The organism is Neobacillus rhizosphaerae, assembly GCF_937468385.1.
Taxonomy (GTDB): domain Bacteria; phylum Bacillota; class Bacilli; order Bacillales; family Cytobacillaceae; genus Neobacillus; species Neobacillus rhizosphaerae.
The window spans coordinates 21,988-43,983 of the sequence record NZ_CALBWS010000013.1 but is presented as its reverse complement, the minus strand read 5'-3'; the positions used below and the strand labels follow the sequence as shown (position 1 = coordinate 43,983).

Genomic DNA, 21,996 nt, shown 5'->3' with positions numbered 1-21,996 from the left:
AAAATCTACTCTATGAAAGGTGGCAGTTATTCAACCACCACCCAATTATATTTAACTAGCTATTGTTTCAGGTTGATCTGGCAGGATATAAGCCGTTTTATTTTTCATCATACCATAGATTATTCTGACTAATCTTCTCATTATGCAAAGAAGAGCTTGTGATTTGGATTTCCCTTCACTTAGTTTTTGATTATAGTAAGCATAAAACACAGGGTTACGAGGTATTTTACTTCCTTTACATACTTGGACTTGTTGGACAGCTAGGTTGTAAAAGGTATCGTATAGCTTTCGATTACCTTGTTTCGTTTTTTTCATCGTTTCCTTACCGCCCGACCCCATTTTGATTGGTGCTATTCCTGCATATCTTGCGAGTTTGTCAGAAGTTGCGAAACGATGAATGTCTCCGATTTCTGCAATCAAAGCGGATGAGGTAACCGTATCAATTCCTGGCATAGTCTCAAGCTGCATACCTAACTTCTGAATTGTCACTTTTATTTCTCTTTCACCCTTCTTAATTTCCTGTTTCTTAAAGCAGATATCTCTGACCATGCTTTGAACGATAAAGTCTCTTGATGTTTGGTGCTCTCTCTTTATCTCACCATCAGCTTGAACAAGTGATAATATTTGTTCTGCTTTTCTAGTGGAACAAGCTTTGTTACTTGCTTCTAATAGGAATGTTCGTAATCCCTCTACCGTTTCTCCCACCAAATGAGATGGTGAAGGGTAGCTTTCCCAGAAGGCTAAAGCTGTTTTCCCATCCACTTCTGAAAAGAAATCCTTGTAGCTTGGGTAATGATAGTTTAATTGCATATGAAGTTGATTTTTCAAGGCTGTTTGGGCTTTCACTAAAGCATTTCTTCTTCCCACAAGTTGAGAGATTATCCAATGAATATCCGATGGTGTAGCGTCAGGTAAATACGGTAGCTTACGAATTAAAACATCTGCGACACATTGAGCGTCCCAACTATCATTCTTTTCAGTCATTGCATAACTGTTCCGTTCTGCATTGGATAATGAGGAATTAACGAATTTTACAATGTAGCCTTGTTCAATCAGATATAAAGCTAAATCCCTTCCGTAACCGCCCACATCTTCTAATCCAAATACAGGGGTCAAACCTTCTGTAAGGTATCTATTCACATATTCTAATAAACTAGGAAAAACAGATGGTTTATTTTGAAACGTCATTTCTCCTAACTTCTCAAACCAACAATCCACTATCACCGCTGTATGTTGAAACTTGTGTAAATCTAGCCCTATGTAAATATACTCATCTCTTCTCATCAGAAAGCCTCACCCCTATTTTAGATTGAACGATTAAAGCAAGACAGAGAATGTCGGCAACCTTAGGTCGAGCGTTAGTCTTTAGGACTCGCAAGGGTACGAAAGCCTATCCATTCTCAATCTGTTAACCGTTATAAAATCGCTTGATGTTTGCCATGTGCCGTTATTTCACCATAGCGGTATAAGCCGCTATAAAAGGCTTTTCTATCTAAAATCCGTTTGATCTGGACTTTCGTAAACAATTTTTCTTGTTTTGTTCGATGTCCTTCTTCATTCAGTTGTTCCGCTAGTTGAGTTAAAGACCATAAAGGATACTGTTCTTTTAAGTCAAACACTCTTTGTACGGTCTGTGCCTGTCTATCATCTATGACAAGCCTTTTTACCTTTTTTCACTTTATAACCTAATGCGACATTTCCTCCTGCATAGCCGCCCTGTTGGGCTTTCTTGTTTCGCCCTCTTCCTAGCTTTAAAGATATTTCTAATCGTTGATATTGGTCTAATAACTCCATTAAGCCATTGATTAAAAAGTCACTAGGGTCTTTCTTGTGGATACTGTATTGCGGTTGTTCAATACTCCGAATGTCCACTCCAAACTTTTTCAATTCTCGATGAACTAACACTTTTACAATGTCTGACCGCCATAATCGGCTTGTATTCAATGTGACAACATAATCCACCTCATGGTGGGTGAGATACTCCAACATCTCCTGAAAGCCTAATCTGTCCACTTCTAACGCTTCTTCATCCACTTTAGCCCCACTGATACCCTCGTCCTTAAACAAGCGTAAAAGCGTGTATCCTTGTGCCTGACAATACGCTTTGATTTCATCTTCTTGGTAAGCAAGACTGTATCCATCCCTTGCTTGACCTTGTGTGGATACTCGAATATATCCGATAACTTTCATGATATTTCCCCCTCCGTTACGCAAATTGAGATTTATGTAACGCTTAGCCGCTATATTTAATATAAATTCATTGTATGCGGCTTTAGCGATACATTCAACCCCTTTACCGATACAAATTTTTTGTGTATCGTAAAAGTAACATGAAAAAAGGAAGGGAATTATCATGCCAATATCCATCAAACTAAAGGAAATCCTGAAAGAACGTGACATATCACAACGTGAATTGGCACGAATGACAGGGCTACGCCCTAATACGATTAGCCATCTATGTTCAGACAACGTGGACAGAGTTTATCTATCAACATTAGAAACAGTATGCAAAGTGTTAGACATCGAAATTCAGGAGTTAATCGAGGTGGAGTAGTCCTCACTATAATAATCGTTCTATGTACGTCAAAGTTGCGAAAAAATTTAAAAGGTAGGGAGAAAGCGAAGATAGACTATTCGAGCATGAAAATGGTGGTAACTGACGATTTTGTTATCATTTGTAGGAGGTAAAATACATTAAATAGGACATTCGATTTAAAGTTGATGTACGTACTCTTTAATTTGATAAAACATCATATTTGGCTTATAAGGGTTGTATCTATTTTAGTAATAACAAGCGGTTTATTCGTCACTAGGTCACTTATTATAACTTGTATGAACACTAAAAAGAGGGTAGCTTGTAAATTTAAACAAGCCACCCTCTAGTTACTACTGCATTTCCTTTATATATTGTTCTAATAATAAATCAAAGTTAGGCATATCATCGTTTATTTCCTTTTGTTCGTAAAGTTTTGTATCTCCTGTATTAAAGTCTACTACTTCAATATCTACCTTTTTTGAACTCCAAACCGTAATTCTCCCCATAGAGCTATTCGAAATATGGTCAACTCTTAAGCTAGGGTCAGGTGAACTTTCAACAGAATGAGTTAAATCATCTAACTTAATACCTAGCCCCTCAAGTTTTTTCTCGTTTAGAGATAACCATTCCTTTAGTATTGCTAACATTTTACTTCATCCTTATCGTTCGTATATTAGTAGCCGATGGCATTTGTGGAATTGGTAAACCTTTTTTAGCTGCCAATCGCCCTTCCAAACTGTTTGGTCCTATGATTTTTGCCCATCCTTCATTGGTTTGCTTTAAAGATGATAATGGTACTTCAAATTCAGCGTATACACTTCCTAGTTTTGCTTGTTTTCCAAAAGCACTAGGATTAGAAGGATGAGCTACATGGGTAGTACCAGAATAACTTTCTTGCACTTTTCCTGTTTTGGTCATTTTTGAAAGTTCATCTTCTCCCATCCATCTACCAACTGTAGTTTCACCTTCTCCTATACCCTTAGGAGAAGTCTTTAACATATTTTTGGCGCCCTTAAGCATATTTCCTGCTTTACCTATTATTTTTGGGGCAGATTTTACTAAACCGTAACCACCAAACGCAATTCCTCCAACTATTTCGGCATTATCGTATAATTGTGTAGCTTCTTTTCTATATCCAAAGCTGCCACCTACTGTTCCAACTGCTTCTCGCATTATATTTTTTGTCTTAAAAGTTGTGCCTTTTGTAAAGGCATCTGCGATAGTAAGCAGCCCTGCTGTAGCATTATTTACCCCGTAGGCAGCTACCATCCCCCCGGCAACAGCACCTACACCCGTCGTAGATGTTGCGACCGCAAAACTTGCACCACCAATAGCGGTTAAGCTACCTCCTATTGCCTGGAGGGTACCTATACCCACTTGTTTCCAGTCCGCATTTTTTGCGATATTCCATGCGCTAGAGAAAAATCCACCTATACCTTTTTGAACCTGCATTTGCTTCGTATGCCCTGTGATTTGACGCATCATTCCGTTGTACTGCTCGGCTGCCCTTTGTCCACCATAGATCATATCATAGGTAAATGGCAATCCATCTAATGTGCTGGAACTATAGACAACCCGGGCATTCGGTGGTGCCCCATAGGAGGCGATTTCACCGGCATTTTGTTCCATGAGTTCCTTTGCCGTAATAACATTGTACCACTCTAAAACATTGGTTTCGCTAAAGGTTTTTGTATCATCCGTTAATAGCTTCGGAATATCGTTGATGATGAAATACTTCTTGTATGTGTATTCCCAAGATTCTTCGATTGTTTGCTGGTAAGTTTGTTTATAAAACTTGTCCGTCTGAATCGTTTCCACAAGAGACGTTGGGGATGTCTGCTTCTGATAAGAACCCGCGATATAATTCCAGAGCTCAACATAAGTGGTCCCACCTTGATCGTACTGTGAAGAATAGTCCTCTTGATTTCTCACCCATTCCGGTACATGACCGCTTGGATCGACCATATTTACCGGATTATTCATCACATAGGAATAGCGGTTTAACGATTGTGGATTGCTTAAATCCCCTATGACCGTATCCTCTGTAAGGAATCGTCCGATTGTTGGGCTGTACCAGCGGGCACTATAGTCCATTAACCCGGCTGCTGGGTCATAGTTTTCCCCGGTATACCCTGTCGCATTGTACGGTGCCGGCATGTCTGTAAAGAGATTGCCGAAGGCATCGTAACGATAATTCATGACGGTATCTCCAACGCGGTCGTCTACGCCTAGGACATTCCCTGTTGCATCATAGTTATAATACAGGAGACCGCCTCGCGTGCGAATGTTTCCTGGCCATCCTGAGGTTTTATCCCCGTGGAAGCCGAACATTTTACGGGAGTTCACTTGGCTGTTCGCCCAATAGTATTCAGCTAGTGGCTGGCCTTTCGGGCCGTATTCCTTCATCACATCCGATGTGGTCCCATTATACATATAATTGGTCGTATCCATGGATAGAGTACCGTCGAGTTGTTTGTGTAAGCCGACTTTTTTACCATTTCCATTTGCTAAAGCATTCCAGCGCCCGTTTCCGTTTCCATTTCCATTTCCATTGTTTACATGCGATTTTAAATAATTCAAATCATAGGTAGTCGCAGTCCGGAACACTTTTCTCCCTAAAGCATCATAATCGTATTCTACCTCTTGACCATCAGAATAATAGACCCCTTTTAATTGATTATCTTCTGTGTAGTCATACTTAACCGTACCTTGTTTACTATTTTTCTCGACAAGATTACCGTTGGCATCATAGATGTACCCAGTGTCACCCGCGCGGGTCATTTCGTTGGCAGCATTGTAATCGAATGTGGTGTCTTTGCCGTCAACAGTCATCTTCGTACGGTTGCCCGCTTTGTCATACTGATACTGCACATGTGATGCTGGCTCCATCATATAATCCGGTTCTGGATGAGTGACTTCATTGTAGAAATCCTTCCATTTTTTCGGATTACCGCCATGGTATTTTTTTGCCCCGTTACCTTTATCGGGTTTATCCTGACCCTTACCATTTCCAGAACCTTTATCGGGTTTATCCTGACCCTTACCATTTCCAGAACCTTTATCGGGTTTATCCTGGTCCTTACCATTGTTAGAACCTTTATCGGATTTAGCTTGGGAACCATTACCTGTTTGGCTGCCACTATCCTGTGAAAGGGCCGCTGCTTGGGCAACATAATTTAATGATGCAAAGAAATGACTCACACTATCCCAGATAGAGCTAAAGAAATCTTTCACCGCTTTTGCAGCAGCTTTAATCGTTTTCCAAACTGTTTTAAATCCATCACCAATCTTGCTAAAGAAGGATTTATTTTCTTTTTTCTCAACCTTTTTGTTTTTATCTGATGCAGCCTGTTTTTTGGTATCTTTCGTTGTTGTTATGCCTTCATCACGATTTTGTTGAGCTGATGTCCCACTATCTGATAATAAGATATCCTCAGAACCACCATTATTAAGAGTACTCTCTTCATTATAAAGACCTGAGATCCCCTCATTTACTAGCTTCTGATTGCTGTTACTCCTATCGACTAAGCCAGGCTGCTGATTTGTCTTATCTTGATTATTGTCCTTTTTGTTCTTTGGCGGAGTATAGATGTTATCCTTTATACTACTATATTTTTCTTTTGGATAATGGACATCGACTAGACGATTTAAGGCATCGTATTGGTAAGTCGTTTTCTCCTCATTATTAATATTCTGGCTGATTTGGTTACCTAACGCATCATATTGATACTCTAGCGTGTTAAGAGTTTCCCCTGAATGACTTAATGGATTTCTGTCAGCTATTTTCTCGATATATCCATCTTCATTATAGGTTGTATTCACCTGATGACCATTAGGCAATTGTTTTGTCGTTTCTTGCCCAATTGCGTCATAAGCATAGGTGGTCTTATTTTCATCTGGATCCGTGAGGCTCGTCACAAGGTTTCGCGAATCATAAGTATAAGAGATGGTTCGATCTTCGCTATTGGTAACGGCTGTGAGGTTCCCGACTTTGTCATATTGATAGTTGAGCTGTTTGTCCATGGTAAGGTTCGACTGAGTCGTTAATCTTCCTAATTTATCATAAGCAAACTGGTCCACCGAAGCCGGCGAATTCATTTCAACCAACCGCCCCACACGATCATAATTGTAGGACAACGTTGTATCATTCGCATTGACCGTTTTCACTTGACCATTTGGTGTATAAGAGTACTTTAAAGCATCCCCGTTCGGCGTGTCTTTTTCAATCAATTGTCCAGCTAAATCATAGCTGTAATGGGTTTGATCACCCAGCGCATTCGTTTCTTTTACAGTTTGTCCATTTAAATTGTAAGACCAAGTTCGTGCGTTTCCATTCGGATCAGTAAGCTTCGTTAAATTCCCCATCGGATCATATTGGTAGCTAGCCTGACCGCCAAGCGCGTCCGTGACGCTATCAAGCTGATTCAATTTATCATAATGGTAGGTCGTTTCCGCCCCTCGTGCATTGACTTGTTTGATAACATTTCCATTCGGATCATACTGAAAGAGTGTGGTTGAACCTTTTGGAGTTTGGACTTTTTCTAACTGATTCAAGCTATCATAAGTATAATTTACCGCTTGCCCCAAGGCATCGGCCTGTTTCACCAAGTTTCCAATCGCATCATAGTGATAGGCTGTCTTAAAGCCTGCTTGATCTTTCCTTTCAACGAGACGATTTAATGGATCGTATTGATAAGAGACTTGATGATCTAACGGATCTGTTTCCTTAGTCAAATTCCCTTCGGCATCATACTGATAAGCTGTCTCGTCACCATTAGGATTCGTAACGCTTGTAACTTGGCCAAGGGCATTATAGTGGTACGACCAAACGGAACCCTCTGCATCCTTTTTCTCAGTCAGCCAACCAAGGAGGCTGTAATCGTATGTGGTCACTCCTCCCGCTGGATCTTTAATGGATTTAATATTACCAGCTTGATCATAGCCATAAGTAGTTTCCCGCTTTAAAGGATCGACTACGGCTGTACGGCGATTTAAAGTATCATAGGCAAATGCCCACTCGCCGTTCTCAGGATCGATTTGGCTTGTGAGATTATTTACCGAATCATATCGATATTGGGTGACACCTTTACGGGCATCTACTTCCTTCGTTAAACGATTCAGTAAATCATACTGGTAAGTTGATTGATCCCCTAAAGGATCCATAACAGCGGTTTGATTCCCCGATAAATCATAGTCAAATTTATACACATTCCCATTTTTATCGGTATATTGGGAAACAAGACCCATTGTATTATAGGCAGATGTCTCCTTGTTCCCCTTTGGATCCGTCTGCATAAGAATACGGCCAAGTGGATCGTAGCTGTATTTTGTTGTTTGATTTAAAGGATTCGTGACCTCAACCAAACGCTGTAAGGCATCATATTGCATTACCGTTGTTTGCCCTAAAGCATCTTTTTCTTTGACTTTTCTTTCATTATCTAAGTACTCATATGAAGTGGTGTCGCCTTTCCGGTTAGTTTCACTTAAAAGACGACCTAAAGCATCATACGAATACGATGTTGTTTTTCCTGCAGGGTCTGTAATTCCAATAACATTATTAAGTGGATCATACAGATATTTTGTCACTTTATCTAAGGCATTCTTTTCTTCTACTTTCCGTCCTAATGCATCGTATTGATAGCTTGTGACAGCTTCGTTCGGTTGTTTAACAGAAAGGAGTTGGCCCGCTTTATCGTACGTATATGATTCTATTTGATTGAGCGGGTTTGTCATTTTTATTAACCGGCTATTTTCATCATATTCATAGGTCGTGGTATCATCTTTTGAATCCGTAATCGAAACGAGCTGGTTATTTTTATTGTAAGTCATAGAAGATTCGTAATTTAACGCATTTGTAACCGTTTGAACATTGCCGTTCGCATCATATGCATATTTTGTCACTCCACCCCTTGGGTCAGTGACAGTTAATAAACGCCCAGCACTATCATAGTTTTGTTCAATCACTCCTTTATTAGGTTGAATCACCTTCGTTAACAGATTACGCGGATTGTATTGATATTCTGTCACTTCATTTAACGGATTTATGACCTTATCAAGACGACCTAAAGCATCATATTCTTGTTTTGTTGTAAACCCGAGGGCATCTGTTTGTGCTGTCTGTCTTCCCATGGCATCATAAGTAAATTTTGTTGTTCCATTCAAATCACTTACTGAGGAAAGCCATCCGGTTTGCTCTTCATAATGATAGGAAGTGGTTTGATTAAGCGGGTTTTTTACACGTTCAAGGCGACCAAATGCATCATATTGATAATCAGTCGATTTCCCATCAGGTCGAATTTCCTGTGTCATCTCATCAATCGCATTGTATTTATATTCCGTTACTTGATGAAGTGGATCGGTAACTTTTGATAACCGGCCGCCTTGATCATATTGATAGGTTGTGGTTGCCCCAAATGAATTAGTGATCGCTATCGGCTGCCGAAGCGTATTGTATTGATAAATGATTTGCGATTCATCCGGCAGGATGATAGTCTCTTTATTTTCTTCATCTTTGTAAATCCACCTATACACATTTCCCATGGCATCAGTGAACGTCAATGGCCGGTTTAACGCATCATAGGTATAAGCTTTTCGGCTGCCTTTTGGATCAATGACAGCAGTTGCACGGCCGGCATTATCATATTGATAGGTTGTTTTTTCACCTTTTGGATTCGTTACAGAAGTGACCCAGCCATTTGGATTGTAAGCATACGTCGTGGTAAACCCATCCGGACTAATGGTTTGTTTGAGTTGACCATCACTATAATACGTATACTTTGTTGTTTGATTGAGTGCATCCGTCATACTGGTTAGCTGGTCATCTTCATAATGATATTGAACAGTCGTTCCATCCCGTTTAACTTCTTTTGTTAACCTTTTGGCAGCATCATAATAAAATTTTTCTTGAGTTTTATCTTCAAACGTTTTTGTATCCAGCAAACCTACTGCATTATAAGTAAATTGAATGGTTTGCCCGTTTGGTAAGGTTTGCGTCTTTGGCTGCCCATTTGTATCGTAGTCCATAGAGGACGTTCGGCCGAGTGGATCTTTTACTGTTTTCAACCTTCCATCACTGTAGTAGGTATATGTAGTCGTACGGTCGAGCTGATCCGTTACCGAATCCATAAGGCCCTTATTATTATAGTGAATAGTATAGGTCCCATAAGGGTTGTCGATTGTTATTACACCGTAGACACCATAAGTGTACGTCGTTGTTCCTACAGTTGAAGTCATTGTTTTAATTCGTCCAAGGGCATCATATGTAAAGTTCTGCTTTTCGCTTGCAGGATTCGTGATTGATTTTAATCGTCCCGTTGGAAAATAATTATATGAAAATGTTCTGCCAAGGGCATCAATATATTCTTTTAATCTTCCATTGGCATCATAATGGTATTGTTGGTCATTCTTTAAAGGATCGATTGTTTTAATCAGACGACCCGCTTTGTCATATTGATATTCGTATGTCTGACTATCTCCTACTTTTTTTGTCAATAAACGGCCTTCATTGTCATAAGTATAAAGAGTCTTTAGACCTGACGGGAGCTGTTGTGTTACTAAATGTCCAAGGGTATCAAATGTATAATTTGTTTTTTCCCTTTCTCCATTGATAACTTCGGTTAATCCACCCTCAGAATTATAGGCAAACGTCATATTTCTTTGGTTGGCATCTCCGACTGAATCAATTTGCCCTTTATTCGTATAATGGTAAGTAGATACAATGCCATTATCATTTTTCTCTGTAACATTTCCAGTACCATCATCAACAATAAATGTTGACACACGCCCATGGTTATCTTGAATTAATTCTGGCACATCCCACTTAGGATTATACCGATACGTTGTAGTTGTCCCATCCGGCAGGGTTTGGGAGAGTTTCTTATTCTCATTATCATAAGTAAAAGATAATGTTCCATTAACTGCTTTTTGTTCTGTCAAAAACCCATCACTATTATATTTATAAGTAGTTTCTTGACCTAAAGGATTCGTTTCTTGAGAAATTTGGTTGTTTTCAATCACGTACTGCCACTTCTCATCGCTTGCATTGGTTATCGTTGTTTTCGTGACAATCCCTGAACCATTGACCTGATAGCTTAGTGCAAACGCCTTTGTCCCATCCGGTTGAATAACCTCATCAACTCTACCATTATCATAATGATACTGTGTTTTTTCATCATTACCATTTACTTCGGCAACTACTTTAGATCCACTATATTGATAGCGAATGGAACGACCATCACGGAAAGTGACTTTTTCCAGACGCTGATCGCCATCATAATCATAACGGATACTTTTTCCAGACGGGTCTTTCACCTCTGAGATGACATTTCCATCCCATACGAAATCAATGGTTCTTCCCGCTGTATCAATTACATAGTCCAGCTGGCCATGACTATCATATACATAGCTCATCGTATTGCCATAACGGTCGGTTCTTTTTGTCATTTTTCCTGCACGAGGGTCTTGGTTATCCCGCCACGGAGCATAATAACCATTATAGGTTATTGTTGTGCCATGTGCCGCTTCAACGCTGTATTCAGACTTGCTTATTCGTCTTAATGTGTTCCCATTTTTAGCGCTTTCATAATGACCCTTATCCAATTCATAATTGATAAGAGTATCGTCATCAAATTTCGTGATATACCCATCAGGATCATCCATCACAAACTTATAATCGAGCACGTTACCATCAGCACGTGTTTCTGTCATGTTATAGCCAGAGTAAATTCTGAGTTGGGAATTAAAATTAAAATCCCAGCCACGACCAAAAGCACCAACTGTGTCTTTATCACTTGAATAGGTTCGGTTTAATGAAAAATCAAAACCGATACCCGAGATGTTTAAATCTGTTTTATCATATTTGAGATTGCCGGTAGCCAAATTAACATTGGCGGGTTTATTTTGTTCAGTACTAGGAAGGCTCCCAGCCTGAGGCTGATTTACCGGCCCTTGTGAACTTTGCTGGTTCTGAAGAGGCTGCGGGAGTCTTGGTGTCAAATTGTCCACAGGATTATGCACTTGAGGTACCATTTGTTGTTGATCCGGCAGCATATCCATAATAGACGCCGGATCCATAAAATGATCTTTAAATGATAAATCGACCGCACGACTTGCCAAAGGTATGCTGGTAAAAACCAATAAAACGCTTACAAAAATTGTAAAACTTGATCTTAAAAGCTTTCTCTTTTTATAGCCCAAATTTTTTCCCCCTTTTTGACTTTAATAACTACAAAAAACACCCCACGGATAGACGGAGTGCCTTAAGATCGCATTTAATCTAGGCAGTCCAGCCATCATTGTCGCTCTTTCGCAACTTTAGATCCGTGACTTTGCGTCCCCATTTTTCAATGGGTTTGCCATTAACTTTTTAGATCATAAGAATGTTAGTCAAATAATGACAAAAAACCTATATTTTACATATCGACCAAAGTTACAAATACTTTAATTTTTTTAGAAAAAGTAGGTCTAAAAATCTATTACAAAATAACTACATTGAAGCAGTGTAAGCGTCAAATAGCCCCCACCTTAAATGTAGATGAGGGCTGTAGTATTATTTAGATAACTTGTTAAAAGTGTTTTACATCCAAAAAATACTTAATGTGGATTTAGGGGAGTAACATTACGAGGGTCTGAACATTAGGTTCAGACCCTTATTTTTAGGTTTATTCAATAGATGAAAAACAAGTAATATCTTTTGCACTAACAAAAGTTATTTAATTTTTCTTTGATCCAATCATTCCGTAATCCTTTATCGTAATCGATACATCATAGGTGATGGGAATCTCACTAAATTTTTCATCCCAATTGCCCTTCACGTTTTTCCAGACATTAGGATATTGTATTCGCAATTGGTTGCCAAATCCTCCAACATCTACTCCGAATTCCTTTTGCATTTTTTTTGTGGTATTCACTACTAAGCGCATAACTTCTTTCTCAGCCGCATGTTCTATTTGTTTAATAGTTTTATTCTTAAAAGCAGGTTTAAAGTGAGGATCCCAATATTCAGCGATTCTTCCCTCTGACTCAATTTTTACATCAAACGAAATTCTATTACCGGTAACATGCGGCTTAATTTTGCTTTTCATTGACTCAATCTGATAATATATGGGTTTATCCGACTCTTTTTGGAAGGCTTTTACCGCTCCGCTTTTACCTTCTCCTGTTATCCAATTTATGCCTTCAATCTCTTCCTTATTAAGAATCCCAATCATCTTGTTTGTTCTTCCTTTTATTACGGCCGCTCCATCAAATTCAATTTCTCCCTTTTTTAAATCAATCAGTTGTATAAGGAAGCTGGTCTGAGAGTTCGATTTTCCCCAAGTCTTCATTAAAGAGAGGTGCCTCAAAGCTCTAGTTGTAAGTTCCTGTTCTGCAATTTCTACCAAGCGTATTGCAGGAATGACGTCGGCATCCTTTGATTCGAGAGTTCGTGCAGCTTCTCCTTTAGAAATAAAGATTGAGGTACTTCCTCTAATCTCTATATCCCGAAAATACAAATCTGTTATTTCTCTAATTGGCTCTTCACGAGCAAGATCTTGCCCAATAATTACTGCTTTTTGATGTGCCCCAGAAATAGGACCCTCTCTTCGTAAGGTCGTTTCCCAACCGATTGGTTCTAGTGAAATTCCTGTCGCAGAGACATTAATATAAGGTTTTTGTTGTGGTGATTTGCTATTTGAAGTACCGATTGCATGTGGTATTACATATTGAAGAGTTGATCGTATTTTTCCATCTTTTGATTTATCTACAGCTGAGCCAACGGCGATATTTACATCTTCAATGGACTTGCTGCTCCAGCAACCTGACAGCAGAAAAAGTAAAAGCATCGAGACAAAAGAATTTCTTAATATAGGTCTACATTTTTTCATATTTTCTTTCCTTCACCTTTGAGATAATGAAAAGGATCAATGGCATAATAGAAAATAAACAAAGGGAGAAATTGCCAATTATATCCGCCATTTTAAATACCTCATTTATATTTTTAGGAATCATAGAAACTAAATAAATGAGAGGTATTAAACTATATATAAATGCGTGAGTACTTTTCGAAAAAATCTGCTTTAATCCTAGAGTAGCAATAAATAAAGCAATGACATACGTAGCGAATATTTGCATAATCCAAATGACAAGAATGAGGGAATCGAACCGTTCAAATAAAAGGCCTGTGATTTCAAAGCTTCGAACAAATGTAAGTACAGGCCATGTTTGTGACACTACTGCGTCTACTGAAAGGGAACCTATTACGATTACCACTGTAAAGGAATAATAGATAAAGGGTATTGCAACTCCAAGTAATGGAACTTTTGTTACCTTGTTTTTTTCTTTCATAAACATAAAAATAAAGAGGAGAATTTCGAAGCCTGCAAAGGAAAGAGAGGAGGTTGTTAACCCCTTTAAGACGGGCTTAACCCCCGATCCTAACACCGGACGTAAATTATCAACCTCAAATATTTTCATGCCTAAAAACATGACCAAAAGGAAAAAAATAACCGTAATTGGAAAAATAATTTCTAATAACCGAGCAATGGCATTTACCCCGCCCTGAACTAAGTATAGACCAATCCACAAAAATGGCATCATAATAGCCCATGTTGGAGTTCCCTGAAGTAAGAATAATCGTGTAGTTTCAGCCATAGTTCGAACCTCATATGCGGACAACGCAATATAATAGGAGATAACTGTTAAACTTAGCAGCGATCCTACCCATTTCCCAAGAAGTTTTTGATTAAATTGATAGAAAGTTTCGTTCGGGTATCTTTGGCATAGTTTTAATATTATTACTGCTAAAAGAGTAATAATTAATCCACTAACAATTATTGCGATCCAAGAATCGGGAGTTTTGATTTTCTCTGTTGTGGTTCTGGGCAGCGTTAAAATCCCTGCACCGAAAATAAAATTTGTGATAAACATTACTGCTTGATACGAAGTTATTCGATCTAAAGGACTGGAAGTCATAATTAGTCAACTCCTTTCGAACCGTTACCTTTTTCTTACTGAATCTTTTGGATGCAACAGTTTTGGACGGCGTTTCATCAGGAATAGGGGGACCCGTATCATAAAGTCCTTCCAATCATTCAATCGAAATGATACAGCAGGGCTCACATATGGAATGCCAAAACTTTTAAGCCTGACCAAATGGCTGCATAGCAACAGGAAGAACAGAATGACTCCATATAATCCAAACACACTAGCAAATAGCATTGAGGCAAAGCGAAGCATTCTTAATGCAATCCCTACATTATATTGTGGAAGCGTGAATGAAGATATGGCCGTGACAGCAACTACGATGACCATGATTGGACTAACTATTCCTGCTTGCACTGCTGCTTCTCCAATGACTAAACCGCCCACGATCCCTATCGATTGTCCAATTGGTTTTGGTAAACGAAGCCCGGCTTCTCTTAATACTTCTATAGATAATTCCATTATGAGTGCCTCAATTAAAGGGGGAAAAGGAACTCCCTCTCTGGTGGCTGCAATGGAAAAAATGAGCTTGGTTGGAATTAATCCCGGATGAAAGGAAATAAAAGCAATATATAAAGAAGGACCAAATAAAGCAATAAAGGCTGAAAAATAACGTAATATACGAATTAATGTCGCAGCCATCCATCTTTCGTAATAGTCCTCAGGTGACTGCAACAGCATATGGAAGGTAACAGGAACAATTAAGGCAAAAGGTGAGCCGTCCAACAGTAGAGCTATCCTTCCTTCCATCAAAGCACTCATAACACGATCAAGTCGTTCTGTACTTTGCACTTGCGGGAATGGACTTAAAAAATTATCTTCAATTAATTGTTCAATATAACTAGAGTCATGTACATCATCAATTTTTATTTTATTAATCCGTTGCTTAACCTCTTCTAATAAATGAGGGTCCACAATATCCTTCATGTAGATAATGACTAGTTCTTTTTTGGACCGCTCTCCTACCTGAGAGCTGATTATGGATAAGTTTTGATCTTTGCCATGCCGCCGTAGAAGAGCTGTATTATCCTTTAAATTTTCAATAAAGCCTACCCTGGGTCCACGTACCGATCCCTCAGTAGCCGGCTCATCAATATTTCTTGTTTTAGCTTTAGCACCGCCAACCAGGAAAACGTCTTCTAGACCATCGACTAAAATCGCAATTGACCCAAACATTACTCCGGAGGTTATATCTTTAAGAGTACGAACTTCATTTAAGCCGGATACAGAAAGGGCTTGGTTTTTAATATAATCTTTTAAGGAGGAGTTTTTTAGTGGATGGCCGGTTTCTTTTGGTGAAGCCGACATGAAATCAACCAAAATATGATTATTAATTACATCCGCATCTGCAAACCCATCTATAAAAATAATGGCAATACGAATACCCGTTGTTCCCATTTGAAACTCACGAAATTTTACATCTGAATTATGCCCAATCTCTTTGCGAATTAGATTCAAATCTGCCGTAAGATTGCCGGTCACTTCATTAATAGATTCTTGAAATGGCTGTTTATCCTGTTTTGCTTTTTTGGCAGATTCTTCAATCTTCATCTTGTTTTTGTTTAGCCTCCGCCATTTCACTAATCATCACTCTTTCTCTAATGAATGAATCCATTTGAAAAGTTTAAAAAATCCAAGTGGAACTAAAAATGTAATAAATGCTTGTACGAAAATGATAAAGTCCGGTATTAGAGAAAGAATTTTCTTCAACATAAAAACCTCTCCTATAAATGCTCAGAAGTATTTTCGTTAGAACGTTTTAGAATACATTGATTGTAGTATTTACTTTTTATGTTAAAATTAACCGATTTTTAGAATAGTAATTTATCCATCAACAAATTTCCCTAAAAGCATTTCATAATTTTTGATATTCGTTTTGGTCGTATTCTTGAAATGTCTGTCATCCAAAAAGTCTTGGTACGCAAATTTTAACAACACAAAAAACCACTCCCTAATTTTTATAGGAAGTGGTTTTTGCTATCGATATAAATTATTTACATGACTACTTCTCAAAATGGGGGAAAATAGCCGTAACTATTTCTCAAATGTATCGCTAACGCCTTACATCATGCCGCCCGTAAGATGAGAGTGTGTAATATCTTTAACGATAAGTGTAAAAAGTGAGGTATATCAACGTTTTTGAAAAACAGCGTAGTAACATCTTTAACGGTATTTAACCTTTTTTTATGGGATTGCGTTAGCAAAATGTTAGCATATCGTTACAAGGGATTAATTATTGAAAACATATGGTTAAGCCGCAATATTTCAATAAGTCTAATTGACTGAATTATTTAGTGTTTACCTCAACTGAGCAAGTTTCTCTATAAATTCAGCCACAAGCTCAAGAGATTCTAGGTCATAGCTTTTAAGTAATTCCAAACTCTTTTATCCAATTCGATATGTAGTTCTTGATGTAGTTTCGATAGCTCAGCACCTAAAGGCGTATCATAATAATAAATTTCTTTGAGATTTGTTGGCGATTGTGTTCTTTTTATTAAACTGCGTGAAATAGCATAAGTTTATCAGAAAAAGGGACTATTGGGAAAAACCAATAGTCCCTTCATATTTTGTTATTTATCCCTACTTAATCTTTGCTTTTTAGATTTTCTGAAATAAAGCAGCTCGTAGAACACTGGTACAATTACTAATGTCAGTAGGGTTGCCACTGTTAGACCGCCAATTACTACGACTGCTAAACCTTTTGACACAAGGGATCCTGTTTCTGGATCACCAAATAGAATTGGCACCATCGCACAAATTGTAGCTACTGCTGTCATTAAGATTGGTCTTATCCGGGTGGCTGCACCCTCAATAATCGCTTCTCTTATGATCATATGTTCCTCATTTTGTTTAACCCTGTCAATTAGGACAATAGCGTTAGTAACAACAATTCCGATGAGCATTAATGCTCCAAACAATGCGGTAGGGTCAATGGATACGCCTGTAATTAACAATCCTAAAATCGCTCCAATGGAAGCAAGCGGTAAAGTCATTAAGATTGCAATTGGTGTCCGTAAGTTTTTAAAGGTAATAACCATTATCAAATATACGAGGCCAATGGATGCCAGCATGGTTAATCCTAAGTCAGCAAAGTCGCTTGATTGTTGGTCTGATGCCCCGCCTGTGGCAAGCTTAACTCCTTTAGGCAGCTTAAGGTCCTTTGTAGCTTTATTAATTTTGTCCGATACGACTGAAAGTTTATCAGAATCTACAAGAGCACTTACACGCAAGTATTGATCGCCATCTTTATGAAGAATCGTACTTGATTGTTCACTTTTATCAATAGATGCAATAGTGCTAAGTGAAACAACACCTGTTTCAGTCATGATTTTACTGTTTTCTAAATCCGCCTTTGATGTTGGATTAAAGCCTGCATTCAGGTACACTACAGTTTCTTTCTCGTTTATTTTCACTGTTCCAATTGGTGTTTGATTCATTAGAGCATGAAGTTGTGTCGCTATCTGCTGTGTATTTGTCACATTTGAATCAACTTTTATCGTATAAACAGGTTTTGTTTCTTCTTGGTTGCTTGTAACCTTGTTTACCCCTTTAATTCCCTTGATACTATCCATTACCTTATTGGATGCATCAATAAGATCTGGAGTCTTTTTACCAACAAGGTCTAGGGTAATTACAGAGCTTGAAGAAGATCCCATCATAGAACCTGCTGAAACAGAAAGGTCCGCCTCCGAAAACTCATTTTTGAGTTTTTTAACGCCTTTCATAAATTTGTCCGCATCAGCGCCATCTTTCATGATTACTGTATATGTTGCTTCAGTCGGGTTGCTTACCTGACCCCATGCTGCTGCATCTGAATTTGTTCCAGCTTGAGTGATGAGATATTTATATCCATCAAGGTCTTGGACTTTCTTTTCAAATTCAATTGCCCTATTTTTGACTGTATCTATTGGGGTTTGACTTGGGAATGTTAATTGAATCGCTACATTTTCTGCATTTTTAGCATCAATGGCTCCCTTTGGCATGGCAAAATAAAGGCCAATGGATCCTACAAAGAAGAAAACAGCTAGCAAGATCGGAATGAATTTATGGTTAAGGGACCATCTTAATACTTTCATATACCGCACTGGCTGCTTATGTGCAGGCAGCTTTGCTTTTCTCAGCATTCCAAAACTCATTAATGGGACAACCGTTAATGCTACTACAAGTGAAGCAAGCAATGAATAGGTGATGGTTAATGCAAATGGATAAATAAAGCTTCTGAGAGAACCTTGAATTAATCCCATAGGCAAGAAAACCGCGACCGTTGTGAGCGTTGAAGAAGTAATAGCTGTCGCCACTTCTTTTACCGCCTCTAGAACAGTAGCTTTATTAAACTCTTTTTCTTGTGTTTTTCTAAAAATGTTCTCAATCACTACGATACTATCATCTACTAAACGGCCTACTGCTACAGCAACCCCGCCTAGGGTCAAAATGTTTAGGGTGATTCCTGATTTCCATAATAAAAATAGGGTAATTCCTAATGAAAGTGGAATCGAGATAATCGTAATGAAGGTTGCACGGATATTTCTTAAGAATAAAACAATGACGATAGTTGCAAAAAGTGCTCCCATTAAAACTTCTCTCATCATGCTATTGACTGAATGTTGAACCATGTCAGATGTAGCAAAAACAACTTCTGCCTTTGCACCTGATACCTCTTTAGAGATTTTTTTGGCTTCTTTTGTAATCTCTTTCCCAACGGTCACAGCACTTGCATTATCAGCCTTTGTTATTACAAGAACTAGAGCTTCCTTCCCATTTATACGCGTAATGCTTTCCTGATTCGATTCCTGCTTCACTGTTGCAATATCGCCTAATTTTACTTTTGGTGCATTAGGTACAGGTAAAGGAATGGTTAGTTTATTGATTGCTTCTAAACTATTGATATTTCCAATAACCTTCAAGTTGGACATTTTTCCATCAATCGGCTTTTCTCCAATAGATACAGCCAAATTCTGTCCTTGGAGAACCCCCATCACTGATTGAAGCGGGATATGGGCAGCTGCCATTTTCGCATTATCCAATTGGATTACGACTCTTGGATCTGTTTTCCCATATAAAGTAACACTGCCAATTCCATCTAAAGATTTAAATTTAGGCTCAATTTGTTTTGCAGCCTTTTCCATATTTTCTTTTGTTAATCCATTGCTAAATGTTAAAGAAACTTGAGCAATAGGAATTTGGTTTGTATTAAGTTGAACAACTTTAGGCTTTTGCACCCCTTCAGGCATGCTGATTTGATTGATATTTTCTTCAACCTCAGCCTTTGCTTCCTTCATTTTTGTTTTGGAATCGAAGGAAATGTTGATCTGTGAGTACCCATCACCTGTCGTAGAATATACATTGGTTTTTCCTTTAACAGCTACTACGGCATTCTCAATGGGTGTAGTGACTTCATCCACCATTGTTTTCGAATCATATCCCTGCCCAAGTGTCACCACCGTAACTTGTGGATTATCCGCTTCTGGCAAGAATTCCATGGGAAGTGTAAAGTAACTCACAACTCCCATTACTAACGATAAAATAACAACGACTATTAAAGCCGCTTTATTTTTAAAGGCCCATTTTGTAAGTAAAGTCATTTAATATTTGCCCCCTTTATTTTCATCTTTGATTCATGGCGCTTTTTTATTGTACTAGACTTCTGCCTGAAATTTTTAAGGTTGTTTTAACAAAATGTTGTCTTTTTGTAAAAATAATGTAAAAATACAATCCTAAATGACTATTTATCTTTTTTCAATACAATTTTGTTAAAGGATTCAATATTCACCTCTTCCCAATCACATTTTTATTAAACCTACTTTTCTTCCTAAACAGTACTCTACATCTACACTCTGTTTTAACGCAGTTCCACTTCTATAATTTACAAGTTTTCAAGCTTTCCTGTAACAGCCCCTGGCATGAACCTTTTCTAGGTCCCAGGTCTTAGAACTGGAAGCCCGAATTATAAAAAAATAAGCGTACCTTCCGATACGCATCACAAAAACTTATTACGATGAGAAAAATAATACGTTTCAGTATCAACTGCTTCCACCTAACTTGCCTCAGTAGTACAATAAAAAAAGAGTTGCCATCATAATCCTATCTAAAACTCTTACACTTCGTTACAGTTCGCTATTATCCTCTTAATAGGGTATTGATCCGGTATAATCAATTTAAATAAGTCTACAATTATATCTTTTCGTCCAATTATCCTAAACCCTCTCTTCTCTTAGCTTATCGGTAGATATTCCTCTTCAACCACAAATTTCTTCTCTCCTGCCTGGTATCAAAAAGTTATAAAACTTTTAAATAAATACATAAATCTTCATAGATATTGCTATTTTCTTTGATTCATCATTACATTTTGCTAAATAGAAATGTGGTGATGAGTTTTCAATTTAATATCATGTGATTAAATTTAGATAGGGGAATCGTTTTGATTTGTAATTCTTTAGCTTTTTTCAAAAGGACATAATCAACATCATCAGTATAAATAATCACATCAACATTGTATCCATTTGTTCCTTTATTTAATCCTCCTACCTCCATATGATTAACCAAAATATCTTCAACCTTACTTTGTATTCTAAGAGGAAGTAATGCTATATTTATAACTTTCCCTTTTAGTTCAGGAATTTTTTTAAACGGAACACTTGATTTAGTATCATTATCTGTAGCGGCAGCAACACTTTGTCGAGTAATTGTAGCTGTTTCTAAATTTAAATCCTTCGAAACTGCATCGATAAACCATTCGTCTGTCTGTACTTCTATCCCTAATTCTCGCGCTTTAGATAATTTACTTCCTGGTTTTTCCCCACAAATCAAAAGGTCTGTTTTAGATGATACACTTCCTGTCACTTTTGCTCCGCATTTTGTTGCTATTTCTGTCATTAGGACTCTCGGAAAAGGACTCCCGCCTGTAAAAACTATTCTTTTATCTTGAAAAACCGTAGACTGTCCTTCTACATTTGCAGTAGCATTTACAAAATTCTTGAATTTTTTAGGAGAAACTCTATATAAAGGTATCCATATTGTAGGATTCGCTTTTAAAATCACTTCATAAAGTGATTTAACATCATCCAGTGCAATATGAGTCATTGGGCGATTAATATTATAAAAGGATAATAGATATCCTAATGAATAAGAAAATAGATCCGGATTTGCATATTTGATAGCTCGGATTGAATCGTAACATTCATAATCCTCATCTAACCATCCATAATGAACAAGGAATTTTCTATCAAAAGGGACATTATGAGCAACAACTGGGTAGTTATATGTATTGATGATATTTCGAAATTGTCCTTTCTTTAATTCATTTTCGGATATATCTGCATATCCAGCACCCATACCTAAATGGATAGAAGCTTGATCTTCAACTTCTGCAATATGTTCGCCTAACACTATTTTTCCCTCTTCTATTACCAATAAAGCGACTTCATGTATCCCCGAATCTATATCAAAATCTCCAGTCTCAATATCTACCAAAATCATATTTTCCATTACATTCCCCCCTA

At 37.9% G+C, this 21,996-nt stretch carries 10 protein-coding genes, 1 pseudogene and 1 riboswitch; of the genes and pseudogenes, 1 reads left to right on the top strand and 10 read right to left on the bottom strand.

Annotation, left to right across the window (positions count from 1 at the left end; translation table 11 throughout):
* Positions 1-51: 51 nt before the first annotated feature.
* A complete protein-coding gene (locus tag M5A78_RS11405) occupies positions 52-1,284 on the bottom strand; it encodes an IS110 family RNA-guided transposase (RefSeq protein ID WP_248735393.1) in 1,233 nt (410 codons plus the stop codon).
* Positions 1,285-1,415: 131 nt separating this feature from the next.
* A pseudogene (locus tag M5A78_RS11400) lies at positions 1,416-2,190 on the bottom strand (recombinase family protein).
* Between the two features lie 163 nt (positions 2,191-2,353).
* Here M5A78_RS11400 and M5A78_RS11395 point away from each other — a divergent pair.
* Positions 2,354-2,554 carry a helix-turn-helix domain-containing protein gene (locus tag M5A78_RS11395; RefSeq protein WP_248735392.1) on the top strand — a complete coding sequence of 67 codons (201 nt, stop codon included), beginning with the start codon at positions 2,354-2,356 and terminating at the stop codon, positions 2,552-2,554.
* 332 nt (positions 2,555-2,886) lie between these two features.
* On the opposite strand, the gene M5A78_RS11390 is transcribed toward M5A78_RS11395, so the two are convergent.
* From M5A78_RS11390 to M5A78_RS24930, 8 genes are all read right to left on the bottom strand, one after another.
* A complete protein-coding gene (locus M5A78_RS11390) occupies positions 2,887-3,183 on the bottom strand; it encodes an immunity protein TriTu family protein (RefSeq protein WP_248735391.1) in 297 nt (98 codons plus the stop codon).
* Between the two features lies 1 nt (position 3,184).
* A complete protein-coding gene (locus tag M5A78_RS11385; RefSeq protein ID WP_248735390.1) occupies positions 3,185-11,731 on the bottom strand; it encodes a TreTu family toxin in 8,547 nt (2,848 codons plus the stop codon).
* A gap of 79 nt (positions 11,732-11,810) precedes the next feature.
* Positions 11,811-11,901: riboswitch (cyclic di-GMP riboswitch) on the bottom strand.
* A 345-nt stretch (positions 11,902-12,246) separates the two neighbouring features.
* On the bottom strand, positions 12,247-13,401 hold the full coding sequence (locus M5A78_RS11380) for a Ger(x)C family spore germination protein (protein WP_248735389.1): 1,155 nt from the start codon (positions 13,399-13,401) through the stop codon (positions 12,247-12,249).
* Positions 13,388-14,488: a GerAB/ArcD/ProY family transporter gene (locus M5A78_RS11375; protein WP_248735388.1), complete on the bottom strand. Its 1,101-nt coding sequence runs from the start codon at positions 14,486-14,488 to the stop codon at positions 13,388-13,390. Before M5A78_RS11375 ends, M5A78_RS11380 begins: the two co-directional genes overlap by 14 nt.
* A gap of 24 nt (positions 14,489-14,512) precedes the next feature.
* Positions 14,513-16,078, bottom strand: a complete 1,566-nt coding sequence (locus tag M5A78_RS11370) for a spore germination protein (protein ID WP_406603691.1) — start codon at positions 16,076-16,078, stop codon at positions 14,513-14,515.
* Between the two features lie 6 nt (positions 16,079-16,084).
* Entirely contained in the window at positions 16,085-16,210 is a 126-nt protein-coding gene (locus tag M5A78_RS24720) for a hypothetical protein (RefSeq protein WP_264760455.1), read from the bottom strand.
* Positions 16,211-17,067: 857 nt separating this feature from the next.
* The gene (locus M5A78_RS11365; protein WP_248735387.1) at positions 17,068-20,079 is read right to left on the bottom strand and encodes an efflux RND transporter permease subunit; all 3,012 of its coding nucleotides are present in this window, start codon (positions 20,077-20,079) and stop codon (positions 17,068-17,070) included.
* Between the two features lie 793 nt (positions 20,080-20,872).
* The gene (locus M5A78_RS24930; RefSeq protein WP_406603690.1) at positions 20,873-21,982 is read right to left on the bottom strand and encodes a BRCT domain-containing protein; all 1,110 of its coding nucleotides are present in this window, start codon (positions 21,980-21,982) and stop codon (positions 20,873-20,875) included.
* Positions 21,983-21,996: the final 14 nt, after the last annotated feature.